The organism is Pseudoalteromonas sp. NZS100 (assembly GCF_015864815.1).
Lineage (GTDB): Bacteria > Pseudomonadota > Gammaproteobacteria > Enterobacterales > Alteromonadaceae > Pseudoalteromonas > Pseudoalteromonas distincta.
The window spans coordinates 111,390-138,196 of the sequence record NZ_JADYWM010000004.1 but is presented as its reverse complement, the minus strand read 5'-3'; the positions used below and the strand labels follow the sequence as shown (position 1 = coordinate 138,196).

The 26,807-nt window shown below is 39.7% G+C and carries 24 protein-coding genes; 14 read left to right on the top strand and 10 right to left on the bottom strand.

What is annotated here, in order from left to right; translation table 11 throughout:
- Window positions 1–17: 17 nt before the first annotated feature.
- The 4 genes from I6E69_RS05630 to I6E69_RS05615 are packed head-to-tail and all read left to right on the top strand — an operon-like array spanning window position 18 to window position 4,651.
- Complete coding sequence (locus I6E69_RS05630; RefSeq protein ID WP_197120798.1) at window positions 18–1,022, top strand: Fe(3+) ABC transporter substrate-binding protein; 1,005 nt, start codon at window positions 18–20, stop codon at window positions 1,020–1,022.
- Window positions 1,022–2,653: an iron ABC transporter permease gene (locus I6E69_RS05625; protein ID WP_197120797.1), complete on the top strand. Its 1,632-nt coding sequence runs from the start codon at window positions 1,022–1,024 to the stop codon at window positions 2,651–2,653. The genes I6E69_RS05630 and I6E69_RS05625 overlap by 1 nt, the downstream gene beginning before the upstream one ends.
- Window positions 2,654–3,703, top strand: coding sequence for an ABC transporter ATP-binding protein (locus I6E69_RS05620; protein WP_024604545.1), 1,050 nt, complete (start codon window positions 2,654–2,656; stop codon window positions 3,701–3,703). It begins immediately after the preceding gene.
- A 48-nt stretch (window positions 3,704–3,751) separates the two neighbouring features.
- Complete coding sequence (locus tag I6E69_RS05615) at window positions 3,752–4,651, top strand: Dyp-type peroxidase (RefSeq protein WP_024604544.1); 900 nt, start codon at window positions 3,752–3,754, stop codon at window positions 4,649–4,651.
- A gap of 7 nt (window positions 4,652–4,658) precedes the next feature.
- Here I6E69_RS05615 and argR read toward each other — a convergent pair whose 3' ends face one another.
- On the bottom strand, window positions 4,659–5,126 hold the full coding sequence (argR, locus tag I6E69_RS05610) for a transcriptional regulator ArgR (protein ID WP_002957753.1): 468 nt from the start codon (window positions 5,124–5,126) through the stop codon (window positions 4,659–4,661).
- 225 nt (window positions 5,127–5,351) lie between these two features.
- Between argR and mdh the strand changes: the two genes are divergently transcribed.
- A complete protein-coding gene (mdh, locus tag I6E69_RS05605; RefSeq protein ID WP_002957751.1) occupies window positions 5,352–6,284 on the top strand; it encodes a malate dehydrogenase in 933 nt (310 codons plus the stop codon).
- An 85-nt stretch (window positions 6,285–6,369) separates the two neighbouring features.
- Here the strand turns inward: mdh and ispB are convergent, their stop codons facing one another.
- Window positions 6,370–7,341 carry an octaprenyl diphosphate synthase gene (ispB, locus tag I6E69_RS05600; protein ID WP_024596483.1) on the bottom strand — a complete coding sequence of 324 codons (972 nt, stop codon included), beginning with the start codon at window positions 7,339–7,341 and terminating at the stop codon, window positions 6,370–6,372.
- 422 nt (window positions 7,342–7,763) lie between these two features.
- On the opposite strand from ispB, the gene rplU reads away from it, so the two are divergent.
- The 7 genes from rplU (at window position 7,764) to I6E69_RS05565 (ending at window position 12,603) form a co-directional block, all read left to right on the top strand.
- Entirely contained in the window at window positions 7,764–8,075 is a 312-nt protein-coding gene (gene rplU, locus I6E69_RS05595) for a 50S ribosomal protein L21 (protein WP_002957748.1), read from the top strand.
- Window positions 8,076–8,091: 16 nt separating this feature from the next.
- Entirely contained in the window at window positions 8,092–8,349 is a 258-nt protein-coding gene (gene rpmA / locus I6E69_RS05590; RefSeq protein WP_002957747.1) for a 50S ribosomal protein L27, read from the top strand.
- Window positions 8,350–8,487: 138 nt separating this feature from the next.
- Entirely contained in the window at window positions 8,488–9,645 is a 1,158-nt protein-coding gene (cgtA, locus tag I6E69_RS05585; RefSeq protein ID WP_002957746.1) for an Obg family GTPase CgtA, read from the top strand.
- A 73-nt stretch (window positions 9,646–9,718) separates the two neighbouring features.
- Window positions 9,719–10,210, top strand: a complete 492-nt coding sequence (folA, locus tag I6E69_RS05580; RefSeq protein WP_197120796.1) for a type 3 dihydrofolate reductase — start codon at window positions 9,719–9,721, stop codon at window positions 10,208–10,210.
- Window positions 10,211–10,288: 78 nt separating this feature from the next.
- Complete coding sequence (locus tag I6E69_RS05575) at window positions 10,289–10,666, top strand: DUF3718 domain-containing protein (protein WP_002957744.1); 378 nt, start codon at window positions 10,289–10,291, stop codon at window positions 10,664–10,666.
- 448 nt (window positions 10,667–11,114) lie between these two features.
- A complete protein-coding gene (gene galU, locus I6E69_RS05570; protein WP_024599885.1) occupies window positions 11,115–11,999 on the top strand; it encodes a UTP--glucose-1-phosphate uridylyltransferase GalU in 885 nt (294 codons plus the stop codon).
- Window positions 12,000–12,129: 130 nt separating this feature from the next.
- Window positions 12,130–12,603, top strand: coding sequence for a peroxiredoxin (locus I6E69_RS05565; RefSeq protein ID WP_024594812.1), 474 nt, complete (start codon window positions 12,130–12,132; stop codon window positions 12,601–12,603).
- A 105-nt stretch (window positions 12,604–12,708) separates the two neighbouring features.
- Here I6E69_RS05565 and I6E69_RS05560 read toward each other — a convergent pair whose 3' ends face one another.
- A complete protein-coding gene (locus tag I6E69_RS05560) occupies window positions 12,709–14,835 on the bottom strand; it encodes a S8 family peptidase (RefSeq protein ID WP_197120795.1) in 2,127 nt (708 codons plus the stop codon).
- A gap of 328 nt (window positions 14,836–15,163) precedes the next feature.
- On the opposite strand from I6E69_RS05560, the gene I6E69_RS05555 reads away from it, so the two are divergent.
- Complete coding sequence (locus I6E69_RS05555) at window positions 15,164–16,348, top strand: NAD(P)/FAD-dependent oxidoreductase (RefSeq protein WP_182682542.1); 1,185 nt, start codon at window positions 15,164–15,166, stop codon at window positions 16,346–16,348.
- A 2-nt stretch (window positions 16,349–16,350) separates the two neighbouring features.
- On the opposite strand, the gene I6E69_RS05550 is transcribed toward I6E69_RS05555, so the two are convergent.
- The 3 genes from I6E69_RS05550 to I6E69_RS05540 all read right to left on the bottom strand — a co-directional run bounded on the left by I6E69_RS05550 (window position 16,351) and on the right by I6E69_RS05540 (window position 20,958).
- Window positions 16,351–17,454 carry a GGDEF domain-containing protein gene (locus I6E69_RS05550; protein WP_197120794.1) on the bottom strand — a complete coding sequence of 368 codons (1,104 nt, stop codon included), beginning with the start codon at window positions 17,452–17,454 and terminating at the stop codon, window positions 16,351–16,353.
- Window positions 17,455–17,635: 181 nt separating this feature from the next.
- Window positions 17,636–18,742, bottom strand: coding sequence for a DUF917 domain-containing protein (locus tag I6E69_RS05545; RefSeq protein WP_197120793.1), 1,107 nt, complete (start codon window positions 18,740–18,742; stop codon window positions 17,636–17,638).
- A 74-nt stretch (window positions 18,743–18,816) separates the two neighbouring features.
- Window positions 18,817–20,958, bottom strand: coding sequence for a TonB-dependent receptor (locus tag I6E69_RS05540; RefSeq protein WP_197120792.1), 2,142 nt, complete (start codon window positions 20,956–20,958; stop codon window positions 18,817–18,819).
- 195 nt (window positions 20,959–21,153) lie between these two features.
- Between I6E69_RS05540 and I6E69_RS05535 the strand changes: the two genes are divergently transcribed.
- A complete protein-coding gene (locus I6E69_RS05535) occupies window positions 21,154–21,684 on the top strand; it encodes an Lrp/AsnC family transcriptional regulator (protein WP_002957736.1) in 531 nt (176 codons plus the stop codon).
- Window positions 21,685–21,696: 12 nt separating this feature from the next.
- Here the strand turns inward: I6E69_RS05535 and I6E69_RS05530 are convergent, their stop codons facing one another.
- The 4 genes from I6E69_RS05530 to I6E69_RS05515 form a co-directional block, all read right to left on the bottom strand.
- A complete protein-coding gene (locus I6E69_RS05530; RefSeq protein ID WP_082007359.1) occupies window positions 21,697–22,974 on the bottom strand; it encodes a cytosine permease in 1,278 nt (425 codons plus the stop codon).
- 232 nt (window positions 22,975–23,206) lie between these two features.
- Entirely contained in the window at window positions 23,207–24,406 is a 1,200-nt protein-coding gene (locus tag I6E69_RS05525; RefSeq protein WP_197120791.1) for an AGE family epimerase/isomerase, read from the bottom strand.
- A complete protein-coding gene (locus tag I6E69_RS05520) occupies window positions 24,403–25,380 on the bottom strand; it encodes a carbohydrate kinase (RefSeq protein WP_039488284.1) in 978 nt (325 codons plus the stop codon). Before I6E69_RS05520 ends, I6E69_RS05525 begins: the two co-directional genes overlap by 4 nt.
- Window positions 25,381–25,396: 16 nt before the next feature.
- Window positions 25,397–26,698, bottom strand: a complete 1,302-nt coding sequence (locus tag I6E69_RS05515) for a trehalase family glycosidase (RefSeq protein WP_197120790.1) — start codon at window positions 26,696–26,698, stop codon at window positions 25,397–25,399.
- Window positions 26,699–26,807: the final 109 nt, after the last annotated feature.

Here is a 26,807-nt window from a genome sequence, read left to right as displayed (position 1 = left end):
GTTATTTAGGTGGAATAATGAAGAAAGTAATTGCACTTGTTTTAGGGGTAGTTGCATCGGCACCAGTCTTTGCAAACGATGTTGTTAACATCTACTCTTTTCGTCAACCGTTTTTAATTCAGCCAATTTTAGAAGACTTTACAAAGCAAACAGGCATAAAAACCAATGTTGTTTTTGCTAAAAAAGGGCTAATTGAGCGTGTTAAACGCGAAGGCAAGCACAGTAAAGCTGATTTAGTATTAACCTCTAACTTTAGCGCGCTTATTCAATTAGAAGATTTAAAATTAACACAAACTATAAAAAGTGACAGTGTAAATAATAATGTTCCAGCCGCCTTTCGTGACGGTGATGGCCAATGGGTTGCGCTTACTAAGCGAGTGCGTAATGTATATTCATCAAAAGAGCGAGTTGGTGAGTTACCTAAGCTCACTTATGAAGATTTAGCAGACTCTAAATACAAAGGACAAATTTGTACGCGCTCTGGCAAACATCCATATAATTTAGGTTTAGTAGCTTCTATGATTGCACACCATGGTGAAGCGCAAACTAAAGAGTGGCTTGAAGGTGTTAAGGCTAATTTAGCACGCAAGCCCCAAGGTAACGATCGTGCTCAAGTTAAAGCTGTTAAAGAAGGTTTATGTAACTTGGCATTAGGTAATAGTTACTACCTTGGCAAAATGCTAGAAGATAAAGAACAAAAAGGTTGGGCAGAGGCCGTAAATATTAACTTTCCGAATCAAGTTAATCGTGGCTCACACATAAATGTATCGGGTGCGGTTATTACCAAATACGCTAAAAACCCTGGAAATGCATTAAAGCTCATAGAATATATGACCGACAGTAAAGCACAAAACATGTATGCCTCATTAAATATGGAGTATCCAGTTAAGTCGGGTGTTGAATTATCAACTTTGGTTGCCTCTTGGGGTAGCTTTAAAGAAGACAGCTTGCCACTTGATGAGATTAGTAAATATCGTCCGTTAGCACTTAAGCTAATTGATGAGGTGAAGTTCGATCTTTAATGACTAATAAATTTAAGCTGTCTAAATGGCAGCTCTTTGCGTGGTCGACTGGCTTAATACTATCGGCCCCGTTGTTTTTTCTTCTTTTTGAATCTCTACAAGGTAGCTCTGAGGTGTTTTCTCACCTGTGGGATACCGTGCTTTGGGATTACATAACCAATACCGTATTGTTAGTTTTAGGTGTTTGCGTCCTGAGCTGCGCCATAGCTTTGCCGCTTGGGTGGCTAACGGCTTACTGTAGTTTCCCGGGTAAAAAACAGTTTGAATGGGCACTTATGCTGCCCCTAGCTATGCCTACCTATATTATTGCCTATGTATACACTGACTTATTAGATTATGCGGGCCCGGTGCAAATAGCACTGAGAGAATGGTTTGGCTGGCAATCACCTAACGACTATTGGTTTTTTGATATACGAACATTACCCGGCGCCATAGTTATGATTGCCTTGGTACTTTACCCGTATTTATTTTTAATTTTTAAAACGGCCCTTCGCGAGCAGTCATTCAAATTAGTACAAGCTAGCCAGTTAATGGGGCTATCTCCTTGGCAAAGCTTTTTTAAAGTCAGCTTAGTGCTCTCTCGTGGGGCAATTGTGGCGGCTCTTGCACTTATTAGTATGGAAACCATGGCCGACTTTGCAACAGTGAGTTATTTTGCCGTAAGTACATTAACAACCGCCGTATACGATACGTGGTTTGGTTATTACTCACTTACAGCGGCCGCTAAAATATCGGGTGTGATGTTACTGCTGTTATTTTTAGCATTAATGGCAGAGCGTTTTAGTCGTCGTAATCAAGCGGTATTTGAGCGCCAATCAAGTGTAAATAGTGAATCGCTCTATGTATTAAAAGGAAAGTCTGCTTGGCTCGCAACGGCATTTTGTAGCTTTATTTTACTTATCGCCTTTTTAATCCCTATTGCAGTACTTATAAATTATGCCATTACCTACTTTGATAAAGCATGGGATGTAGAGTTTTTTAGTTACGCTTGGCAAAGTTTAAAAGTGGCAGGGGTTGTAAGTGTTATAACCATTACATTGAGTGTTTTTGTGGTTTTTTATCAGCGTGTGGCAAAGCAAACGTATCCGCTTATTCCTGGGCGTTTAGCAAGCACAGGTTATGCGTTGCCAGGAACTGTACTCGCTATTGCGGTTTTATTACCTCTTACATTATTAGAGAACACCATTAACACAGCGCTCGAGAAGTATAACTTAGACATTGGCTTACTACTTACAGGTAGCATTATTACTATTATTATTGCTTATATTGTTAGGTTTTACGCCATTGCACACGGAGCAATTGAGTCGAGTTTTTTACGTATTAGCCCATCACTTGATATGGCAAGCCAATCAATGGGTAAAAGCCAAGGGCAAACGCTGCGTTTAGTGCATCTACCTTTACTGCGAAGAGGATTACTCACTGCTGCCTTATTGGTATTTATTGAATGTATGAAAGAGTTGCCGGCTGCGTTATTGCTCAGACCGTTTAATTTTGAAAGCTTAGCTACTCATGTATTTCAGTATGTGAGTGACGAGCAATTAGAGCTCGCTTCAATATCTGCATTATTTATTGTTATTGTTGGGTTTATTCCTTTGTATTTTATTAATCGTTCTATGGAGCAGCGTAGTTAAATGAGTAGTTTAATTTTACAAGGCGTGAGCTATCACTATAACGGCACAAAGGTTATTCACGATTTAGATTTAACAGTGGGTAAAGATGAAATTGTTTGTCTACTCGGGGCGAGTGGATGCGGCAAAACAACCACATTAAAGGCGATTGCAGGTTTAATTGAAGCCAAGCAAGGGTCTATTTTTATAGACGGTAAATTAGTGAGTGATGAGCAATCGTTTGTCTCACCTGAGCATCGTAACATCGGCATGATGTTTCAAGACTATGCGTTGTTTCCGCATTTAACGGTGGCAAATAATATCGCATTTGGGCTTAGTAATATGAGCAAAGCTCAAAAGCAGCAACGCGTTGATGAAATGCTTAAGCTTGTACATTTAATTGGCTGTGCTGACAGGTTCCCACACCAGTTATCGGGTGGCCAACAGCAACGCGTCGCTATCGCTCGTGCATTAGCTTATAAACCTAGTTTATTACTCCTTGATGAGCCTTTTTCAAACATCGACACACAAGTACGCTTTGAATTAATTGCCGATATACGTCGAATTATTAAGGCAACTCAAGTATCTGCTGTGTTTGTTACACACTCAAAAGAAGAGGCGTTTGCGTTTTCAGATACACTTGCCATTATGCATCGCGGTAAAATTGAGCAACAAGGCACGCCTGAGCAGCTTTTTGCAGCTCCATGTTCAAAGGAGGTTGCAGAGTTTCTGGGTCAGGGCATATACTTAAGCGCAGAAGTGTTAACCGCAACTGAATATAAAACACCATTTGGTTTAGTCGAATCTTATGTTGAGAGTAAGCATAATGTAAGTGCAGGGCTTATATATGTGCGCCCTCATCAAATAGAATTAGTGGCAGATAACCAAAGTGACAAATTCAGCAAGCGAGCTACAATCATAAGTCGTCGCTTTATTGGTTCGGCGTATGTTTATTCGCTTGTTATTGATGAACAAGAAATTGAAGTTGCTGCACAATATGGCCAGTCATTTGAAAATAATGATCAGGTTATAATAAAAATAAAACCTCACACGGTGAATTTTTTCGAATCGTAATTAATTTGTTATTCGCTGTGTTTTTATCTGTAAAACTAAGGAATAACAATGGCGCAAGCGCAATCAGGGATTTGTGCTGAAGCAAACTTACACGGTTTGCACTTATTTTTTAATGTGTTTGATGGTCAAGACGAATCACTTCGCGCAAAGTTAAAACAAGTAAGCGCTATAGAAGAAGAGTTTAGCGATCAATTTTCAGAATCAATGCTCTCTTGTATGGTTGCTATTGGTGCGCAATACTGGCCGCATATCCTCCCTGAATACATTCCAAGCGAATTACAGAGCTTTCCCAATATAACCCATAGCGATCACCAAATGAGCGTACAACCGTGCGATTTATTTGTGCAAATTCGCTCTGACCGTGAAGATGTTAACCATTTATTTGCGCTGCAAATTTTAAAATTATTTGCCCCCGATGTTGAGCTGGTGGAGCAAATTCGTAATTTTCGCTTTTTAGATGGTCGTGATTTTAACGGTTTTATTTATGGTGGCGACACCGCACATGGAAGAAAAAAGCGCGCTACGGCTTTAATCAGCAACCCTGGTAGCTTTGAAGATCAGGGGAGTTATATTCATGTTCAGCGTTATAAACATGATTTAACTATGTGGCAGCATTTATCATTGAGTGAGCAAGAGCAAATAATGGGACGTACGCGTCTTGATAACACGCTAATTACCCCAGCGGTCGAAACCAGCCATGCTTCGCGAAGTGAGCTAAAAGACGAAGACGGACAACCGCTACTATTAAATCAAAGCATGCCTTATGGCGACGTGTATGAGCAGGGAATGTTATCAATTACATGCGCTTGTACGGGCACCGCATTTGAAAAAGTACTTAATAGTCGTTTAGGGGAAGGGGATTGCTACGACCACTGGCTTGATTTTACTCAAGCCGATATGGGCTCTGCTTTCTTTGCACCTTCAATAGGGTTTTTAAAACAAATTTAATTTGCTATTAAACCGTATCAAATAAAATGCGAACGCGTTCAAGTGTTACATCTATTTCAGATATTTTAGCAGGAGCGATAAAAATAGTGTCATCGCCGGCAATAGTTCCTAGTACGCCATCTGCTTTACCTAATGAATCTAATAAACGTGCAATAAGCTGAGCAGCACCTGGGCTGGTACGAATGATGATCATCATTTCGTTGTGCATAATGTCGATTACTAATTGGCGTAATGGGCTTTTAGCCGTAGGTACACCCATTTCAGCAGGTAAGCAGTAAACCATTTCTTGTTTGGCATTGCGTGTGCGTACAGCGCCAAATTTACTTAACATGCGTGATACTTTACTTTGGCTTATATTGTCAAAACCTTGATCTTTTAATGCATCAACTATTTCGCCTTGAGAGCCAAAATTTTCTTCTTTTAATAGTGATTTAAATGCTTTTACCAGTGCTTCTTGTTTATCTTGTGGTTGCATAGTCTTTATTCGTTTTTGTTATTTATGCCGCAAATTCTACACAAAAATGAATAATTATGCAGCAGTTGTTTAGTTAACTTGCCAGTTTGATGCGTTAAATCACATAAGTTTACGACTATGGTCGAAAATATACTTGAAATAGACAGGATAAATTTGTTTTTAGTCGCTAATTTCATTATCTTAAGAGCCACAAATGTTTCCTACCTCAAATTACGGAGAATTCCAATGAAAGTTGCTGTATTAGGTGCTGCAGGCGGTATCGGCCAAGCGTTGTCTTTATTATTAAAAACAGGCTTACCAGCTGGCTCTGAATTATCACTTTATGATGTTGCACCAGTAGTACCAGGTGTTGCGGTTGACCTTTCTCACATCCCAACAGATGTTAAAGTTGCAGGCTTTGGCGCAGACGATTTAAATAAAGCGCTTGAAGGTTCTGACATCGTTCTTATCCCAGCGGGTATGCCACGTAAACCAGGTATGGATCGTGCTGATTTATTCAATGTAAATGCTGGCATCATCAAAACTTTAGCAGAAGGCATTGTTGCCAGTTGTCCTAAAGCGTTAGTAGGTATTATTACTAACCCAGTAAATGGCACAGTTCCAATTGTTGCTGAAGTATTCAAAAAAGCAGGTACTTACGACGCTAAACGCGTATTCGGTATTACTACGCTTGACGTTATTCGTTCAGAAGCATTTGTTGCTGAACTTAAAGGCGTAGATGTAGCAACTGTAAAAGTACCAGTAATTGGTGGTCACTCAGGCACAACGATTCTGCCTCTACTTTCTCAAGTTGAAGGTGTTTCTTTCACTGATGAAGAAGTTGCTGCACTTACTCCACGTATCCAAAATGCGGGTACTGAAGTTGTAAATGCTAAAGCAGGCGGTGGTTCAGCTACGCTATCTATGGGTGCTGCTGCAGCTCGTTTTTGTATGTCTTTAGTTAAAGGCCTACAAGGTGAAGAAGTTGTAGATTACGCTTACGTTGCTGTTGAAAATGGCGATGCAGAGTACTTTGCACATCCAGTACGTTTAGGTAAAAACGGCGTAGAAGAAATTCTTTCTTACGGCGAACTAAGCGCATTTGAAACAAAAGCAAAAAATGACATGCTTGAAACTCTGAAAAAAGACATCAAAGAAGGTGTTGATTTCATGGCGTAATAGCCGGTTTAAGCAACAAAAAAGCCTGCATTTGCAGGCTTTTTTATTGCTCAGAATTAATGTCACACTGTGTAACTAGTTAAAACTAGTGGTCCCGGTCAACCGCAATACGGGCAAGGCTTATAAGTGCTTGCTTATAGTCAGACTCAGCTAAAAAGTCTAAACAGGCAATGGCTTTTTCGGCCTCAAGCTCTGCTTTTTGCATTGTAAACTCAAGCGCATTAGTTTGTTTTAGTGCAGTTAAAATTTCTTCTAAATGCTCCATACCATTACTGTGCTCTATTGCATCACGAATAAGCTGTGTTTGCTGCTCGCTACCATGTTGCATAGCATAAATAAGCGGAAGGGTTGGTTTGCCTTCAGCTAAATCATCGCCAATGTTTTTACCTAGCTGCTCAGCATCTGCATTGTAATCGAGTACGTCATCTACTAGTTGAAACGCAGTACCTAAATGCATACCGTATAGGTTTAGTGCATCAAGTGTCGCTTGGTCTTGCTCTGTGATAATGGCAGCAAGGCCTGTAGCTGCTTCAAATAATTTAGCTGTTTTAGAGTAAATAACCTGCATATAGCTGGCTTCAGTCGTATCTGGGTCATTGCAGTTCATCAGCTGCAATACTTCACCTTCAGCAATAATGTTTGTTGCATCGGCAAGTACTTGCATAATCTGCATTTTTCCAAGGCCAACCATAAGCTGAAATGAGCGAGTGTAAATAAAGTCACCAACCAATACGCTAGCAGCATTACCAAATTCAGCATTTGCTGTAGGCGTGCCACGTCGTAAGTTTGATTCATCTACAACATCATCATGCAATAGCGTTGCTGTATGGATAAACTCAACAATTGTTGCAAGTGTTATGTGATCTTTACCCTGATAACCGAGCGCTTTGGCTGCTAAAATAGCCAGCATTGGACGAACGCGTTTGCCGCCACTGCTAACTATATATAAACCAAGCTGATTAACTAACGCCACATCTGAGCGCATTTGCGCATGTATAAGTTGATTGACGTCATTCATATCGCTTTCGATTAACGCCTGGATAGCTTTTATATCCATTGATCTCCGAGCCAATTTTTATGTGTGAACGGCGCAGATTGTACAACAAAAAATGCACTAGCTCGATATTTTGTGACGATTGATTGAAAAAACACTATTAAAGTACTTAATTTAGACTGAATTAGCCAAGATAACTGATTAATTGATAATCAATATACAGTTTATGGTGTGCTTAGATATTGAGCTGTGAGGGTCATATTTGAGTACATTAATTTATTTCGGCTAAGAGTTAAAAAGCGCTTGGCAAAAGGGCCAATTAATATAAAATGGGGTAAATATTGAATTGCTCTCAAAGCAGCTACTTTTTATTCATTTTAATTACAAAATAGGCTTGCTAGTTATTTCGCGTTAGCGTAAACTTCGCGCCCTATCGAAGAATATTTTAGTTGCGCCGATTTGAGGGTGCACAGACGGAGTTAATTATGTACGCGGTTTTCCAAAGTGGTGGTAAACAGCATCGTGTGACTGAAGGTCAAACGATTCGTCTTGAAAAATTAGACGTTGAAACTGGTGCGGCAGTAGAATTTGATTCAGTACTTTTAGTTGCTGATGGTGAGAAAATCGAGATCGGTGTACCGTTCGTAAACGGTGGCAAGATAACAGCTGAGGTTGTTTCACATGGTCGCGGTGAGAAGATTAAGGTTGTTAAATTTAGACGCCGTAAGCATTCTCGTAAGCAAATGGGCCATCGTCAATGGTTCACTGAAGTTAAAATCACTAGCATTAGCGCTTAATTAGAGGTACTTAGAAATGGCACATAAAAAAGCAGCTGGTAGTACTCGTAACGGTCGCGATTCAGAAAGCAAACGCCTAGGTGTTAAGCGTTTTGGTGGCGAATCAGTTCTAGCGGGTAGCATCATTGTTCGTCAGCGTGGAACTCGTTTCCACCCTGGTACTAACGTAGGTATCGGTAAAGACCACACTATCTTCGCAAAAGCAGATGGTAAAGTTCAGTTTGAACAAAAAGGTCCTTTAAACCGTAAATACGTAACTATCGTAACTGAGTAATCAGTAAGGTAGTTAAAAACCCCGCCTTTGCGGGGTTTTTTGTTTTGTAGTCAGCCAATATATACCCAAGCCTGCATTTGTGCTGGCTTGGGTATATAATAGAGTTATTAAACAAGCCAATCCCTAAAGTGAGTAATCATGAAGTTTGTAGATGAAGTAGAAATTCGCGCAGAAGCTGGAGACGGTGGCAGCGGCATCGTGTCTTTCCGTCGTGAAAAATATGTTCCAGATGGTGGACCAGACGGCGGTGACGGTGGAGACGGTGGTAGTGTTTATCTACAAGCTGATGAAAACTTAAATACCTTAATTGATTATCAGTTTGAGCGCTTCCATAGAGCTGAACGTGGTACTAACGGTCGCAGCCGTAACTGTACAGGCAGAAAAGCTGATGACTTATTTGTTATGGTGCCTGTGGGCACGCGCATCATGGATGTTGATACCCAAGAGGGACTTGGCGATTTAACGCAACATGGTCAACGAATTTTGGTTGCAAAAGGTGGTTTCCACGGCTTGGGGAATGCGCGTTTTAAATCAAGTACTAACCGAGCACCTCGTCAAAAAACATTAGGCACACCAGGTGAAGTACGTAACTTAAAATTAGAGTTACTATTATTAGCTGATGTTGGCTTACTTGGATTACCAAATGCCGGTAAATCTACGTTTATCCGCAGTGTATCTGCAGCAAGACCAAAAGTAGCTGATTACCCATTCACGACGCTTATTCCTAATTTAGGTGTGGTACGTCCTGAAGCAAATAAATCATTTGTTATAGCCGATATTCCGGGTCTAATTGAAGGTGCATCTGATGGCGCAGGCCTAGGTATTCGCTTTTTGAAACATTTAGAGCGTTGTCGTGTGTTATTACACATTATTGATGTAATGCCGGTAGATGGTTCAAACCCTGTTGATAATGCGTTTTCGATTATTAACGAGCTGCACCAATACAGCCCTAAATTAGCTGAGAAGCCACGCTGGTTAGTATTTAATAAAATAGATTTATTACCAGAGGATGAAGCAAAAGCGTTATGCGAATCGATTGCAGAAGAGCTGGGCGAAACTGAAAATATCTATCACATTTCAGCAATTAATAAACTTAACACTCAACCATTAATCCACAACATAATGACACTACTTGATAGCATGCCTAAAGAGAAGTTTGTACAAGTGGAAGATGAAGAAGTTGAATTTAAGTGGGATACCTATCATGAAAAAGCCACTAAAGGTAAGGGCAATGATGATGATTGGGATGACTGGGATGAAGATGATTACGACGTAGAAGTTGTCTACGAGCGTTAATTAAATAGAATTTACTAAAAAGGAGCTTATGCTCCTTTTTCTTTGTTTAAGAATAAAGTACTAGGTGTGTATTATGATAATTTCAATGATTGCAGCAATGGCAAATAACCGTGTAATTGGTCTAGATAATAAAATGCCATGGCATTTACCTGCAGATCTTCAGCATTTTAAAAAGGTCACTACGGGTAAGCCTGTGATCATGGGTCGTAAAACTTTTGAGTCTATAGGCCGTCCATTACCTGGGCGCCGTAATATTATTATTACTCGAAACAGCGAATATACTGCACAGGGTATTGAAGTAGTAACTACGCCAGATGCCGCATTAGAACTCGTTACTACTGCTGAAGAAGTAATGATTATTGGTGGTGGTAATATCTATGAGCAATTTTTACCAAAAGCAGAACGCCTGTATCTAACTTTTATTGATTTAGATGTTAAAGGCGATACACAGTTTCCTGATTACAATAAAGTTGCTAATTGGTACGTGAAAGAAGAGCAAGAGAACCTTCCGGATGACAAGAATTTATCTAGTTATAAATTCGTAACTTTATATAAAGAACGTTAACATTATTGCGTAAATTTTGATAGATTGATATAATATTCGATAGTCTATATAAGAACAAAGTATTATAAAGGGTTTGTCATGTTTAAATTACCAAAGCTAGTTGCACTTACTGCCGTTGTAGCTGTTAGTTCGTTTTCGTATACAGCACCTGTAAATGCTGAAGATCAATTAGCAGTATCTATTTGTGAATATATTGCGGCAGACGATAAAAACCGATTACGCAGCAAGCTTAAAAGCTCTCGTGTAAAAATTCGTAATATTTATGATGCAGTACAATGTAATGGTAATAACCTATTACGTCATGCTGTTGCTAGTAATGCAGTAGATACTGGTGAGTATATAGTTAAAAACTTATCAAAAAGTGCGTTAACAGATGGTGCTGATATTGCTTGGGCTGAAGGTAATTTTGCCAGCTCACCGCTTATTGCAGTAATCAAAGATCGTGCAGGTCTTTAATTATAAAAAGGTTTTGTAACGCTACCTTTAGTTAGAAATTTATTGGTCTGGGTTTGTTATTTATAGCAAACCCAGGCTTTTTTCATTTAGCTAATGTAATCTTACCCCACAACAAAATCATTAATAAACTTCATAACTTACCTGCTCATTTTAAATAACCAAAAATGTAGAGTCTCTGTTTAATAAACAGCTTCAAATTTACTTCTTCAAAGAGGTAACTTTATTCAGCTGGTATCTATTTTGTATCTGCTAGTTTGTACCAATACGCAATAATACTTAATTATTTTGCGGGGCTAAACGTGTCGCTACCTGTGTTAAAAAATTCTCATTTAGAACAACTAAGTAGCGAATTTTTTGCTTAGCTATCAACACGTTTTTCCATCCTCAAAATAGATCACTTAATTAAGCGAATTGATATTATTTACAAACTTAATCACTAAGGACAGATATGAAAGCTGTAATTCCAGTAGCTGGCTTAGGGACGAGAATGCTCCCTATGACAAAAGCTATCCCAAAAGAAATGCTCCCAATAGTCGATAAGCCTCTAATCCAATATATTGTCAGCGAATGTGTGTCCGCTGGTATTAAAGATATTGTATTAGTTACGCATAGCTCTAAAAATGCAATCGAAAACCACTTTGATACAAGTTATGAACTAGAAGCGACTCTTGAGAAGCGTGTTAAACGAGCTTTATTAGATGAAATTCGCTCTATTTGTCCGCCTGATGTAACTATTATGAGTGTACGCCAAGGTGAAGCTAAAGGGCTAGGGCATGCTATTTTATGCGCAAAACCAATAGTTGGTGATAACAACTTTGTTGTGCTCCTGCCTGATGTGATACTTGATGCCTATACTGCGGATCAAGAAACTGAAAACTTAGCGGCCATGATTAAACGCTTTAAAGAAACTCAAGCAAGCCAAATAATGCTTGAGCCGGTAGCTAAAGAAGACGTTAGTAAATATGGTATTGCTGATATAAACGGTGTTGAGTTAATGCCAGGTAAAAGTGCTGCAATTAAAGCAATGGTTGAAAAACCTGATGCAGATTTAGCGCCTTCTAATCTAGCTGTTGTAGGGCGATATGTACTGAGTAAGAATATTTGGCCTCTACTCGCAAAAACGTCTGTAGGTGCTGGCGGTGAAATACAACTTACAGATTCTATTGACGCATTAATGGCACAAGAAACCGTTGAAGCATTTCATATGAGTGGTCGCTCTCACGATTGTGGAGATAAGTTAGGCTACTTAAAAGCAATTGTTGAGTACAGTCTGCGAGATGAAAAGCTAGGTAATGATTTTTCAAGTTTTATAAATGATTTGAATTTACCTTAATACAGCGCGTATTCTTCGTTCTATGGTAGGCTGTTTTGAGCTACTAAGTTAGCCGTACTTTTTATACATAGTAGTAGGCTACGTAGTACGATTGTTACTTATTCTGTATTAATCTTTTCAAGGAATTACCATGATTGAGCAAGGCCAAGAATTACCAGCAGTGACGTTAACGCAATTAACTGACGACGGTATGCAATCTCTTACAAATAAAGAATTGTTTGAAGGTAAAAAAGTCGTGTTATTTGCAGTACCTGGTGCGTTTACTCCAACGTGTTCAAATGCCCATTTACCTGAGTTTATTACCCTTGCTGATAAAATTAAAGCAAAAGGTGTTGATGCTATTTACTGTGTATCTGTTAATGATGCATTTGTTATGAAAGCATGGGGTGACTCACAAAACGCGCAAGAAATTACAATGCTTGGGGATGGCGATGGAAGTTTCACTAAATCGTTAGGGCTTGATAAAGATACTGCTAGTTTTGGTGGTATACGTTCAACGCGTTACGCTATGATTATTGAAAATGCGCTAGTAACTGGTTTATTTGTAGAACAAGACAAAGAGTTTGTTGTAAGCCGCGCAGAATCAGTACTAGAGAAGCTATAACAGTAATAAAGTGTAGATTTTAGCTTTAACTAATCAGTTAGTTATTATTGAAAAACCGATGTTGGCAACAACATCGGTTTTTTTATTAAAGGCCCAAACTTTAAATTACGGTTGGTATTGCCCGCTAAGCGTTAAACCAGAGAAAGTGCTATAAGCGTTAACGCTTAAGTGCCAAGTACCTGCTTGTGGATTAGTAAATGTACATGTTTCTGCATTGCCATTTTTATAAGGGCGGCAATCGTATGAGCTTGCTGTTGGTTGGCTACCGTATTTTACAAATAAATCAGCATCGCCACTGCCACCCGATGTTGTTACTGTAAACGTACTCATTCCAGCTGGTACATCTAACGTGTAATGTTTCCACTGCCCAGTATTGGCTGACACATCGCTTATAGTGCCGCCGCCTGCTTGTGGAGTACCTGAACCGCCACCCGATGATGAACCACCAGTAATATTACCTACCAAGCTAACAGCTGAATACGCAGAGTAGCCGTTAAGCATTACGTGGTAAGTTCCCGCAGTAGGGTTATCAATAGAACACTCTTCGCTATTACCGCCTTTATATGGACGACAATCATAGGTAGTAGTTGTAGGTTTACTGCCTGCACGTACGTATAAATCAGCATCGCCAGTACCACCACTCATAGTGAATGTTACGTTAGTTGCACCGCTTGGTACTGTCATCGTGTAAAATGCTTGTGCATTTGCAGCCCCACTTAAACCTGTTTTAGCTTCACCATTAATAAGCTCGCTATCGCCACCTGTAGGTGGAGTAGTGCCGCCACTTGCTGCTGCAACAGCTGCGGCAGCATCAACAATACCCGTACCACAGCTAGTACATGTTGCAGGGAACGAACGGGTAGTTGATTTTAAAATACTTTCTATTTCGTCAGGCGTTGCATCTGGTTTTGCTTGCTTAATAAGTGCCGCAACACCTGCTACGTGAGGCGCAGCCATTGATGTACCTTGTGAAAAGCCATAGCTGTCGCTTGAAGGTGTAGACGAACCTGAATTGTATGTTGATAGAACGCCTTCAGAGTCGTTTGCAAAGCTTTGTGCGCCGCCTGGTGCTGCAACATCAATATTGCTACCGTAGTTTGAGTAATAAGCTCTGCCGCCATTACGGCCCACTGAGGCTACATTTACTACACCGTTACAGTTACCTGGGTTGTAGTTTGCTGAGTTATCGTTATCGTTACCTGCAGCAATAACTACCACAGTGCCGTTACTACGTGCTGTGTTAATTGCATTTTGAGTTGAAGAGCTACATGAACCGCTGCCACCTAAACTCATATTAATTACATCAGCAGGGTTTGAGTTAGCAGGAATACCTGAAACACTTCCACCAGATGCCCAAATAATACCATCTGCAATATCTGAGGTTAAACCACCACACTTACCTAGTACACGAACAGGCACTACTTTTGCGTTATAAGCTACGCCTGCAACACCTTCACCGTTATTGGTTACCGCAGCAACTGTGCCGGCTACGTGCGTGCCATGCCAGCTAGAGTTTTGTGCACCGTTAGTGCCACATTCATTCGCAGCAACTGCATCACCAGGATCACGTGCATCGCTATCGCGACCACCACCGTCATTAGCTACCGAAAGGTTAGAGATCATATCGTAACCCGGTAAAATATTAGCGTTTAAATCAGCATGAGGGCGGTAGCCCGTATCTAGTACAGCTACAACTACACCGCTACCCGTTGCGGTATCCCATGCGGTCGGTAAGTTTAAACCACCGGCTTGCTCGTAGTAGTGCCATTGGTCATCAAAACGTGGATCGTTAGGGGTTGAAAACGGCTTTAACATTTGATCCACTTCAATGTATTCCACATTGCCAGAATCAATCATTTCTTGCATAAACTCTTGAGCTTCTGCCGCACTTAATTTTTTATCAGCACGCATTACGTGATGATTATTAAGTGCCATTGCACGAACGTATTTTGCTTTTACTTTGCCTTTTTTAGAAGCGAAGTTTTTAACAAAGCTTTGTGCGCGCTTTTTCATGCTAGCTGGGCTTGCGTCTGCAGTTGAGAGGCTCGCCATTTCGTTATTATTTTTATATTTAATAATGAACTGAGTTTCGAAACCGCCTTGGCTTTGTAGTTTAGCCGATGTTTCAGCCATTGAACTTGAAACTGATTGAGCCATGCCAGATGTTGCAGCAAAAAGCGTACTAACTGTAATTGCAGTTGCGCATCTTTTAAAAGTTTTACTTGTTGTCATAATTATCCCTAGATTTTTATTTATTATTTCGTGATGTAAGATCACGATGCGGGAACAAAAGTAAACGATCTGTTAACTAGGTTAAAATATCAATTTATTATGTACCTCTTTCATTTAGTTATAACTCAGGTTTTTAGCGGTTTACTCGTTGTTTAGTATTTGTCATATAAATTAAAAATAAGTATAAAGGGTTGGTTTGTTGTGCGGGTAATTATTTCCGACTTATTACTGATACGTTTTTGTTGTGTTATTACTAATAATTTAAATGCTACGTTGTTAGCTATTAAACTTTGCTATAATCGGAAAAATTTTTTAGTAGGGTAAAATAATGAGTCAAGTAGATGTAATTGTAATAGGTGCGGGAGCAGCAGGATTAATGTGTGCAGCGCAAGCTGGATACCGTGGCCGAAGCGTTACAGTACTTGATATGGGCAAAAAACCAGGTCGTAAAATTTTAATAAGTGGTGGTGGGCGTTGCAATTTTACAAATGAAAACGCAACCCCTGATAACTACTTATGCGCAAATGCTCACTTTGTTAAATCATGTTTAAGTCGCTATACACAGCATGACTTTATTGAGCTGGTAGACAGACATGGCTTGGCGTATCATCATAAAACACTAGGTCAGCTTTTTTGCGATAACAATGCACAAGACATTGTTGATATTTTACTGACCGAATGTGAGTGGGCCGGGGTAAATATAAAACTACGCAGTGAAGTGATCAGCGTATCAAAAACCGAAACCGGCTATAGCGTTACCACAGAGCAAGAAACCTTAAGCTGTGAGTCGTTAGTTATAGCATCAGGTGGCTTAACTATGCCAAAACTAGGGGCTACACCAATAGGTTATAAAATTGCAGAGCAGTTTGGCTTAAGCGTGTTACCAACTATGGCTGCACTTGTGCCGTTTACTTTGCATCAGCATGATAAAGAGCGTTTTGAAGGGCTCTCGGGAATTAGCATTCCTTGTGAAGTTTCAAGCGAAGACGGCACCGTATTTAAAGAAAACATCCTCTTTACTCACCGAGGGTTATCGGGCCCTGCAATATTGCAAATAAGCTCATTTTGGCGAGCAGGGCAGGCTGTAACTATAAACCTATTACCTGAAATTGATTTAAGGCAGCAACTTGCTGATTGGCGAGAAACGCAAGCCCAAAAGTCCTTAAAAAATAGCCTTGCAACTATTTTACCTAAACGCTTTATAGAAATACTGCACGAAAGCAAAGCGATACCAGATTGTAATATTAATCAGCTTACCCATGCTCAAATAGATGAGTTAGTAAATTACATTCATGCGTGGCAAATTAAACCCAATGGCACAGAAGGTTATAGAACAGCAGAAGTAACATTGGGCGGTGTAGATACCGACGAGTTGAGCTCAAAAACCTTTGAAGCTAAAAAAGCTAAAGGCCTATACTTTATAGGCGAAGTAACTGACGTAACAGGGTGGCTTGGAGGCTACAACTTCCAATATGCGTGGAGCTGTGGATTTGCTTGTGGGCAGCACGCTTAAGCTTAGGCTATAAACCCATTTAAGTAAGTTGATTGAGCGATAACGGTTGAATCGTTATCGCTAACACATACTTTATTGCGTCCATTATTTTTAGCCTTATATAGCGCTGTATCAGCCCGCTCCAGTAGTTTTAGCACTGTATCGTCTTTTTGTATCGTTGCTAACCCAATACTTATAGTAAATGCTACATTTGTAACTGTGTTTTCGGCAATATACTTTCTCAGGTCATCGGCTTTTTTAGCGCTATCATTTAAAGAGGTGTTGGATAAAATAATAGTGAATTCTTCTCCACCCCATCGCGCAATAAGTGCGTTATTTCCCATACTGCTTTTTAATATTTTTGCAAATTCAGTTAGCACGTTATCACCAACCAAATGCCCGTAGGTATCGTTTATATTTTTGAAGTGGTCTATATCGCAAATAAGTAAGCAATGTGGGGTTTTAAAAACGTCATTTTTAGCAATTAACTGTGATAATTCAAAATCAAATTTTTGCCTGTTATAAAGCCCCGTTAACTTATCGGTTTCTGCTAAGTGTTGAATTTCTAAGTTACGGATAGATAATCGAGTGTATGCCGAAAACCGTGTTTTTTCGTAAAACCTAAAAATTAAAATATGAGCAAGGCTTACCTCTATAAGATTAAATAAAGAGCCTAAGCCAATTGTTACAGTTTGCTGTTGTTGTAAATACACAAGATACGCACAAATAGCAAAAGCGACTGTACTAAATAGGCTTCCCCAGTTTCTTCCAACTAAAAAAAAGCTAAAAGGCGGGATCAACGTTGCCCAAAATAAAGAATGCGCATGTCCGCCTACAGAAATCACAAACATCATTATTAAGCTAACAACCATAAGGGCAACGGCCCATGCTGCTGCATTTACATTGGCTGTTTTATTAAACCAAGTATAGATACCTAGTGATATAGTCAGCCCTAAGGCATCAATTAAAGCAATGTCATAGCTTTCAAAGTAGAAAAGGTTGAGGAGTGTTAAAACTAAAAAATAACTCGTAGTTATTAGTAAAGAGTGGGCTATTAAACGAGTACGCCAAAAGTCTTTATGATCTTTAGGGTATTGCGGAAACTCCTTATACCAAAAACCTAGCATACCAAATAATCCTTGAGTCGATTAATTTAAAGATTATTACCTATATAAGATTTTTATTATAGCTTTTTAACTTTGATTAAAAGAGTATTGCAGGTTGGAAGTGAGTTATTGATATAAAAGCTTAACGGGTTAAACGCTAACCACGCTAAGCTTTATAATAATTCAGGTTAGAGCTGAATAGTTAACTATTTATAGCAGGGCGATAATCACTCTTAACGCCTGCGTAATTAGGGCCAAATATAGAAAGTCCTTTTGATGTTGTAAATTCAACAGGTGCTGGCAAAATAATAACGGATACAGGCATACCTATTTCATAATTTGGGTTGGTAATTGGCGTACCCGCTTGTGTGTTTAGGCAACAAATTAAATCAGGGATGGTAACGTGTACTTTTCCATTCAAAAACGCAGCCATATTTTCGTTTTTAACCGTAATTTTATAACTGTTACCAGCAAACTCGCCAGTGCCAGCAAGCATAACTTCGCCTATGGTAAAGCCTTCAAGTGTTTTAAATTCAAACTCACTAACAATTCCTTCAAACGCGACAAATCCATTACCTTGCTCGGCAACTACATTAATAGTGTTTTCATTTGAATTGTTGGCTTCACGCATGGCTCTTCCAAGCTTTAATGCTTTACTTATCGTGCCGTGAATAACCGCATCTTTCATCTGTTCAATAGGAAGAATATGATCAATGGCTGCGATGTCGTTACGGCTTATTTTGGCAAGGGCACGCACTACGGTTTCAGCGCGTAAGTCATCCATAACGTTTTCACAAATAAAGCATTCGCCAAATTCGTTTGCGGTAATAATTGGTGCTGCGGGTAAATTATTTAAATAATAGGTTGAGTGGGTAATTTCAGGAACAGCTCGTCCAGCAGGGTCGGCATCAATAATATAGCCGTCAAACATAGCCGCTAAATAAAACGATACCGCAGTGTTAGCGCCACCTAGTTCGCAACAAATCGTTCCGTAAATGGACTCTTTATTCATGTACTCAAGGGCGCGATCGTAGGCCGCTAAAATAGAATGCTTACCTGTACGTGGGAGATTAGCGTAAGCTCGCTCTTCTGTATCTGTTAGTGGCGAGATTGCCCCTAAAATATAAGGTGTGCATACAAGTTCGCCTGCGGGTACTTCATCTGCGCTAATAAGTTTAAACGTTTTACCTAGTGCAAGGGCTTCGTCAATGTAATTTATGCCTTCACTTAGCTCACCGCCACCACCGGTACCTAAAATGGCGCAGCCGTATAAAATATCAATTAGTTGTTCACGATTAAGAATTTGCATGTGTGTATCGCTATTGGTTATCTAAAAAAGAGGCAGCCTTAAGATTGTTTAAAGCAGCTATTTGAGAGTTGAAATTAAAAGTCGTAGCTTAGCTCTACGCCGTAACTACGTGGTTTATTAGGTTGGCGCGCAAGTTCAGTAATCCCATCGCCATATAAAAATATATCTTCAATGGCACGCTCATCAGTGAGGTTGTCTACGTAAACTTGCACTGTCCATTGCTCAGATTTAATGCCAACCCCGGCATTAAGGTAGGTGTAGCGTGATGACTCTACATCTGGAATATCAATGCTGAAGGTTTTAGGCCCTTCTATTAATACCTCCGCGCGGGAAAACAGTGACCACTGACCATTTAATTGCGTATTATGATTGGCCGATATGCTGTAGTTGTATTCAGGGACCCAAAACTGTGGTCTGCCAGTAAGCTCAGGGCGCAGTGCAAAGCTTTTTATTTCTGAATCAATAATACCGGCGCTTAGGTTTATGCTTAAATTGCTGGTGGCTGCATAGGCCGCTTCTAGCTCTAGGCCTTTGGTTTGCACTTCATCAATTGATAGATTTTCGAGGGTGTATGTATCTACATTAAATTGCGTAAATTGAGCATCGTCTTGGTCAATAATAAACGCAGCTCCATTAAGGGTTAATTTGCTATCAAACAAAGACGTTTTAAAACCCATTTCGTAGCTATCAGACACTTCTTGATCAAAGGTACGGCTAATTCCTTCTGCAGGCTCATTAAAGCCGCCACTTCTAAATCCGTGCGAATAACCCGTATAAAGTAAAAAGTCATCCGTAACTTGGTATCCTAAAGTTACTTTTGGCTGTAGTTGGCTAAACGACTTTTTAGCGTAAGTATCTGTTTTATTAGTTGGGTCAAACGACTCGCGAGTATCGTGATCGTAACGTAGTGCTCCGGTTAGCTCTAACTGCGAGGTAATATCGTAGTTAAATTGCCCCGCAAGAGCCCACGCATCACTGCTGTTATTATCGATAATAGATAAGTAAGGTTCATCGTTTGCAAAGTCTTTACGGGTGAGTATTTGTGCATCCGTAAAGTCATCATAAAAAAGTACCGCAGTGTCGCGGTCGCGCTGTTGATAAAATGCCGACACAGACCATCTAAACTCCTGATCTGACTGAGATATAAAGCGAGACTCAACAGTTAACGATTCAATGTCGTATAATCCCTCAGTACCAAACGGTGCTCTAAAAAAACCGTCTTCGTCAATAAAGGTTGCATCAGCTGAGTAGTCGCCATCGTAAAAATGTTCATTTTCAGAATTGCTGTAAGCGGTAACAAATTCAAATTTACCTAAATCGTAATGTTGCGTCAGCTTAGCGCTTAGCTCATATACATCACGCTCATCTTCGTTAATAATATTTTGTGAGGTATTAATAGAGAAGTCTTCAATGGTGTCATCGTTTACGCTTTGATAGTAAGCAAAACCTGCTTCGCTTGACGTGTATTTACCTTTAAGGTTTATTGATGTGTCTTCAGTCAATTCAAATTCTAATTGCGAAAATACAGATTGTTCTTTTAATGGATCGGCTTTATCACCCGTGTAAGTATTTTTAATAAGGCCATCGGTATCTTTTATATAACCACCGGCTCTAAAATAAGCCGTGTTTTCATCATTTAACGACCCTGACACAACTGCATTTAGGTTATATGTATTACCATTACCAATTGAGCCTTTAACTTTACCTTCAAAGTCTTCAATAGGTTTTTTTGTCGTAACAATGACCGCACCACCAATAGCGCCTCTACCGTATAACGCGCCCTGCGCGCCACGCATAACTTCAATGCGCTCAATATCTACTAAGTCTTGGTTAATAAACTCTAAATCGGGGGCGGTTACACCATCAACAACAAACGCCAGTGGCGGATCGCCTACTTGCGGTGTAATTAACCCTCGAATAGTTATGCGCGCAAGGCCGGGTCTAAAGTTATCAAGTTGCGATAGATTAGGCGTTAAATTAGCAACATCACGAAAGCTGGTAATACGAGATTTTTCAATCGTATCGGCGCTAAAGGCGGTAACAGAGTCAGGCACGTTTTGAATTGACTCAACACGTCCTCGAGAGATAACAGAAATTTTTTCGATAGTGTTGGCTGTATTATTTTGTTCTTGTGCATTAACGTGTGACAAGCACGATAAACTCACCGCCGATGCTAAAAGCGTTTTATGGAATTTTGTTCTATTGTATCTGCTCATGTTATATGTCCTAATGTCACGACTAAGGTAATGTTTTTAACGTACAAACATTGTCGCTTTTTCAGACAAAATAATATTTTGTAAAACCTCAAATGAGCACAAACATATTGTGAAAATACCTAACAGGCGCTAAGTTTTATGTACATTTTGACAATAGGTTTACAAAATTAATTATTTTTCAATGTGAAACCAGTTATGAAAAAAACGATAAAAATAGACAGATATAACCAAAAAATATTAGCAATAGTGCATCTTACTGCCGATCTCACTAATGTAGAGTTAGCAGAGCGAGTAAACCTTTCTCCCAGCGCTTGTTTTCAACGCGTTAAAGCATTAAAAGAAGCAGGGTATTTTCGTACATTTCATGCCGATATTAATCTTGAACAAATATGTGAGCATGTGTTTGCTTATATGGAATTTACTCTTGAGGACAATAATTTAGCTGCTAGGCGTAAATTTTTAGCTGAAATACACGATATCCCTGAAATAATGGATTGCATGCAGTTAAGTGGTGATATTGATTACATTTCGTTTTGTTGTTTTGCAGATATTCAGGCGCTTAACGCAATGTGCGATAAGTTAACGGGCAGTAGTAATTATACGATTAAAAAATTAACCACACGTATCGTGCTTGAGCGAGCCAAGTTCTTTTTAGGCTACCCGCTTGAAAAGCTAAGATGGCGAGACGAAATGAAAATAGAAGAAGACGAACAAGGCGCTGATTAGCGCCTTGATTAGTTATAAGTGCTTATTAACTGGTTTTGGTTTAATTACCTTTACAAAAAAAGTATAAATAATTGCGGTTAAAATAATAGCATCAATAACGGTAATGCCACTCAATGACACGTTAAATATTGCCCCATTACACACAGCAAATGCCGCACCTACAAACCAAGCTGTAAATGCAGGTATAGAAAAGCGCGCGTTATTGGTAAGCGTACTGGCGTTGTACGCATCAGGCTTTATAAATAATGCATCAACAATAATAACGCCTGCAACGGGCACAAAAATATCTGACAAAAATGCTAAAAAGCTAATAAACATATCTAAAATATTTATAAATGCCGCGCCAATTCCTACTAGCCCTAATAAAACAATAACCCACTTTTTATGCCAATGCGGAAAAGTTGCTTCTACACTGAGTGCGGTACTGTATAAGTTTAGTGAATTTAAAATCCAACTTCCTGCAATCACAATAAAAAAAGCCGAAAATCCTAGGTTGAGCGCAAGCATTAAACTGAGTATTTCGGTTTCTTGCATGGCGGCTGCTGCAAATACAGCTACAAAAATAACGAGCAGTTCAATAATCATATAAGCAATAAAAGAGGTGTATATGCCGCCACGTTTTTGTTTAGAAAAACGGGTTATATCGGGCAAGATAATTGCGCCAATAATAACGCCACCAACAATAGCGGCTACACCATCTTCAAGTGATAAGTCTGCCGACTTTTCTAAATTAATAAAATCAATAAATGGCATGTTATCTAATGCGCCAAATAGCATCATTGCGGTCACAACAGCTAAAATGGGGATCATAATAGAGGCCAGTACATTAATAGCTTTAAATCCGTATAATGTGGTTATGAGCATGGCGCAGCCAGCAGCTATATCAATTGGCCACTCAGGCATAATAATATTAAATTCAGCGCTCAGTAGACGTACTACTGCATTCGAAAACAAGTCAATATTTACTCCAAACCAGCCAATTAATGACAAAGCAAAAGCTATATTTACAATGCCAGCACCTGCATTACCAAAGGCTATTTTCACTAACAGATAAGAGCTTAAGCGGCTTTTTACACCTATTGTGCCCATGGCACCGCCAATTACGGTTAAAATGATAGATCCAATGACTAACGCCCAAAGTGTATTACTCACACTTGAACTTTGATGAATTTCTAAGCCGGTTATAAATGTGGGTAATGAAAAGCTTAGCATTGCAGCAATTGCGGCAATACGTGGCCAAGCAACTTGTTCGCTTGTGCATATGGCGTGGGGATCTTTCTCGTTGGGCATTACCTGTTCTCTTATTTTTATATCTTTAATATTACTATACGCTGCTGGCGTGCAAAATTTTCTATTATTGGTGTGGTATTCAAAAGATTAGGTTTAAAAAAATGGCTGTAAAAAAATATTATTTTGTTAAGTTGATAACCCTTTTTGAGGTGAATTAAATCCAGCGCAAAAAAAACCGCCAAACTGGCGGTTAAAAGGTCTACACAACACTGTAAAAGTTATGACTACATAGTTACTTTAATAGTTCGAGCACATCAAAACAGGCGCCCATTGTATGGTAATCAGTTTTACCTATTGGGCTTTTCATCGTGTCTATTTTTTTATTGTCAGCAGTTAAAATTCTAAACCAAGCGCCGTATTTATGATCGACTAAATGCTGCCACGAATACTGCCAAATTTTGTCATACCATTGCTGATATTTTTCATCCCCTGTTGCTTGATAAAGATACGCGGCACAACACAGAGTTTCGGCTTGCACCCAAAAGTATTTATCGTCATCGCAAATAGTTTTATCAGGGGCAAAGCCGTAGCAAATACCGCCGTGTTTTTTATCCCAGGCTACATTTATCGAGTTATCAAATAAGGCTTGAGCGCGTTCAATAAGCCATTTTTGTGGCTTATGCTTATTTAAAAACATAAGCAGTTTTGACCACTCTGTTTGATGGCCAGGTTGAAAGCCCCACGGACGAAATAAGTTTTTAGGATCGTCTTTGTTGTACTCTAAATCGACCTGCCAATTTATATCGTAATGCTCCCAGATTAACCCGCCCATTAAATTAGCTTGGCGGTTAACCATATTGTCGGCAAGTGTGAGCGCACGGTTTAAAAATATTTCGTCTTTTGTGGCTTCATAGGCGGCAATAAGTGCTTCACAAGTATGCATGTTGGCATTTTGGCCGCGGTATGAATCACATTTTGTAAAGTCGCTGTTATGCTGATCTTTATATAAACCGGATTTTGCATCCCAAAAATGTGTTTCCATTGTTTGAAATGTATCGTTTAGGTATTCGCGCGCCTCTGTAACGCCCACACGGTATGCCCAGCTGTACGCTAAAATAACAAATGCAAAGCCATAGCAATGATTGGTGTTATCAAGCACGGTGGCTTGGCCGTTTTCAACTTTTAATAACCAGTTGTAGCCACCTGTTTGCTCAACAAGGTGATGCTTACGAATAAACTTAATCCCCGATTTAACACGGTTTAGGTACTTTTCGTCATTAAAGGTTTGGTACGCACGCGCATAGTTAAATACAAAGCGAGTAGAGCTTACTAAGTGGCGCGTGTGTTTATCAAACACCTCACCGTTATCAGAAAAGTTTTGGTAAAACCCACCGTGTTCGTCGTCAATATTAGGCTCATAAAACGCTAGTGTGTCGCTAATGTGCTGCGTTAAAAATTCACGGCTTTTAAAGTTATCAGGTGTGCTTTTCATAGTTCGCTCCTAAAATCGTGTAGAGACTTTTGGTTAGGTAGGGAGTTAAATGCCCCTTTGTAAGATGCGGCATGGGCACCACATAACGAAGCAAATTCAAAAATAGTTGTTAGTATTTCAGGCGTGTTGCAAAGCTCGCTAAAAGAGCTGGGTGTCAGGTTTTGTAAGCCTAGTTGATATAGCAGTCCACCTACAAACGCATCTCCTGCAGCGGTGGCATCAACCATAGTAACCTTTTTAGGGTGAAGCGTTTGCTTGGCATTTTTTGTATACCAATGCATAGGGTTGCCTGCATCGGTAACTACAAATAGCTCACAACCGTTATTAAGTGTTTGGGCAATAAACTCATCGCTCGATTGCTCACCCGCTAAGTATTCAAGCTCTTCTTTTGAGGCTTTAATAATTGAGCAGTCTTTTAATAACGGTAAAATATGCTCGCGAGGGTTGGCATCGCTTGGCCATAAATTGAGGCGCAAGTTAATATCAAAGCTCACAATTGAGTTATTTTGTTTTGCAAATTTAACACCGTAAGCGGTGGTGTTTCTGATGTTTTTGTCGGTTAATGTGTTTGAACAAATATGAAAAATATCGCATTGCTCAAACCATTCGCGACTAAAGTCATCGTTACTAAAGTGCAAATCAGCGGTGTTATCACGATAAAACTCAAACGTGCGATCGCCATCGTTATCGAGTGATACAAACGCGAGAGCTGTTTTTGCTTGGTTGGTAAAACGCATAAAGTCGGTTTTTACACCTTGCTCTTTTAATGCATTATGTAAAAAGTCGCCAAAGCTATCAGTGCTTAGCATTCCTGCAAAGTAGGCATTACCGCCTAGCTTTGCAATGGCAACGCTTACGTTTGCAGGCGCACCGCCTGCAAACTTTGTAAACGCTTCGTGTTCGTTGCTGTTTTGGCTCAATTTATTTGAAAGTAAATCAACCAGTACTTCACCAAAGCATATTGTGTGTTTCATGATCTTGCCTTAGTTATTAGTCAAGTAGCCAATGTAATGCTATTGCAGCCGTCCACGAGAAATCTTTACCACCACAGCCTGCACCTGTTTCTGGGTTAAAATATTCGTAGTAGCCAGACTTAACAACTAGGTTGCGAGTGTCATCTTGAATTGTGTCAGCCGTTGTTGCAAAGCCTGCTTCTTTAAGGCCTATGGCTATCATCCAGTTGATGTGTAACCAGATCGGGCCACGCCAGTAGCGTTGTGGCTCGTATTTTTCCTCTTTAGGGTGAGTAGAAGCCACACTAAACTGGCTCGACTCAATAAAATCTTCGGTGGCTGTATTAATTATTTTAGTTTGCTCATCGCTTGTTAAACCTGCATATACAGTTAATAGCGCGGCTGATGTTTTAACTTTAGCCAAGCTGTTAGTTAATACATCTCTGCAGTAAAAGTACTGGCTTTGTTCACACCATAAAGTGTTTATGGCTTGCTCTGTTATTTGTAAGCGCTGTGCTAAGTAATCAGTGCGAGCATCGTTTAAGCCAAGTTTTTCACCCATTTTGAGTAAATCTTTGGTTGCACGGTGTAAAATAGCAATAATACCTAGATCATTCATTTTGTACGGGCAGGTTTCGTAAATTACTTTGCTGTCAAAGTTGTTACGTTTGAAAAAGTCTACAAGGTATAAAAATCGGTCGTATTCACTTTTATGTGGGCGCTGAGAAGAATCTACATGACTTGTATCACGGCGCGTATATTCCCAATCCACACATGGCACAGCATGAAGAGCGTCATCCCACGATGGGCTGTTATCCATGCCCGATTCCCACGGGTGGTAGGTTACTACTAAACCTGTTTTTTCAGGATCTCGGTCGTTGTACCACCATAAATGATAATCAACTACTTGTGAAAATAACGCTTTAACTTTTTGTTCTGCAAGTTCTTTATCTTTAGCGCTGGCAAGCATTTCTTTCATTACGGTTGCGACTACTGGCGGCTGTGAAATAGACGTACTTTTAATTTTTTTATCCGAACCCCATACGTCAGGACCAGGAAAATAAGTATCAGAATCTTTATGAAACAAGATGTGCGGCACCATGCCATCATCCCATTGGCCTGAAAATAACACATCAATTTCTTGCCATGCGCGGCTTTCGTCTGATTTCATCCAGCCTAGCGCTGTAATGGCTGAATCCCAGTTCCACTGAAACGGGTATAGGCCATGTGTTGGTACTGTATAGCCACCTAAGTCGTTTGCTATAAGTGTTTTAGTAGCAAGGTCTGCAAGCGATGAAGCCGTTGCTGAGTCAATTTTACCGCTGTTTATAGTAGTCATATTGGGTGCTCTTTGTGTGTTATTTCCGATTTGGATAATATTAAAGCACTCATTATGGGTTGTAAATGTTTTTTTTCTGTGCTTAAATCCTGTTCGAAGTAACAAAAAA

Bases quoted from the DNA above. Each gene is read 5' to 3' on its own strand.
- ispB (WP_024596483.1), bottom strand. From the start codon at position 7,341: ATGGATATAAAAGCTATCCAGGCGTTAATCGAAAGCGATATGAATGAC.
- I6E69_RS05550 (WP_197120794.1), bottom strand. From the start codon at position 17,454: ATGCTAGGTTTTTGGTATAAGGAGTTTCCGCAATACCCTAAAGATCAT.
- I6E69_RS05565 (WP_024594812.1), top strand. From the start codon at position 12,130: ATGATTGAGCAAGGCCAAGAATTACCAGCAGTGACGTTAACGCAATTA.
- galU (WP_024599885.1), top strand. From the start codon at position 11,115: ATGAAAGCTGTAATTCCAGTAGCTGGCTTAGGGACGAGAATGCTCCCT.
- I6E69_RS05625 (WP_197120797.1), top strand. From the start codon at position 1,022: ATGACTAATAAATTTAAGCTGTCTAAATGGCAGCTCTTTGCGTGGTCG.
- I6E69_RS05525 (WP_197120791.1), bottom strand. From the start codon at position 24,406: ATGAAAAGCACACCTGATAACTTTAAAAGCCGTGAATTTTTAACGCAG.
- I6E69_RS05540 (WP_197120792.1), bottom strand. From the start codon at position 20,958: ATGAGCAGATACAATAGAACAAAATTCCATAAAACGCTTTTAGCATCG.
- I6E69_RS05630 (WP_197120798.1), top strand. From the start codon at position 18: ATGAAGAAAGTAATTGCACTTGTTTTAGGGGTAGTTGCATCGGCACCA.
- I6E69_RS05535 (WP_002957736.1), top strand. From the start codon at position 21,154: ATGAAAAAAACGATAAAAATAGACAGATATAACCAAAAAATATTAGCA.
- I6E69_RS05545 (WP_197120793.1), bottom strand. From the start codon at position 18,742: ATGCAAATTCTTAATCGTGAACAACTAATTGATATTTTATACGGCTGC.
- I6E69_RS05520 (WP_039488284.1), bottom strand. From the start codon at position 25,380: ATGAAACACACAATATGCTTTGGTGAAGTACTGGTTGATTTACTTTCA.
- rpmA (WP_002957747.1), top strand. From the start codon at position 8,092: ATGGCACATAAAAAAGCAGCTGGTAGTACTCGTAACGGTCGCGATTCA.
- I6E69_RS05515 (WP_197120790.1), bottom strand. From the start codon at position 26,698: ATGACTACTATAAACAGCGGTAAAATTGACTCAGCAACGGCTTCATCG.
- folA (WP_197120796.1), top strand. From the start codon at position 9,719: ATGATAATTTCAATGATTGCAGCAATGGCAAATAACCGTGTAATTGGT.
- I6E69_RS05560 (WP_197120795.1), bottom strand. From the start codon at position 14,835: ATGACAACAAGTAAAACTTTTAAAAGATGCGCAACTGCAATTACAGTT.
- I6E69_RS05615 (WP_024604544.1), top strand. From the start codon at position 3,752: ATGGCGCAAGCGCAATCAGGGATTTGTGCTGAAGCAAACTTACACGGT.
- I6E69_RS05575 (WP_002957744.1), top strand. From the start codon at position 10,289: ATGTTTAAATTACCAAAGCTAGTTGCACTTACTGCCGTTGTAGCTGTT.
- I6E69_RS05620 (WP_024604545.1), top strand. From the start codon at position 2,654: ATGAGTAGTTTAATTTTACAAGGCGTGAGCTATCACTATAACGGCACA.
- argR (WP_002957753.1), bottom strand. From the start codon at position 5,126: ATGCAACCACAAGATAAACAAGAAGCACTGGTAAAAGCATTTAAATCA.
- mdh (WP_002957751.1), top strand. From the start codon at position 5,352: ATGAAAGTTGCTGTATTAGGTGCTGCAGGCGGTATCGGCCAAGCGTTG.
- rplU (WP_002957748.1), top strand. From the start codon at position 7,764: ATGTACGCGGTTTTCCAAAGTGGTGGTAAACAGCATCGTGTGACTGAA.
- I6E69_RS05530 (WP_082007359.1), bottom strand. From the start codon at position 22,974: ATGCCCAACGAGAAAGATCCCCACGCCATATGCACAAGCGAACAAGTT.
- cgtA (WP_002957746.1), top strand. From the start codon at position 8,488: ATGAAGTTTGTAGATGAAGTAGAAATTCGCGCAGAAGCTGGAGACGGT.
- I6E69_RS05555 (WP_182682542.1), top strand. From the start codon at position 15,164: ATGAGTCAAGTAGATGTAATTGTAATAGGTGCGGGAGCAGCAGGATTA.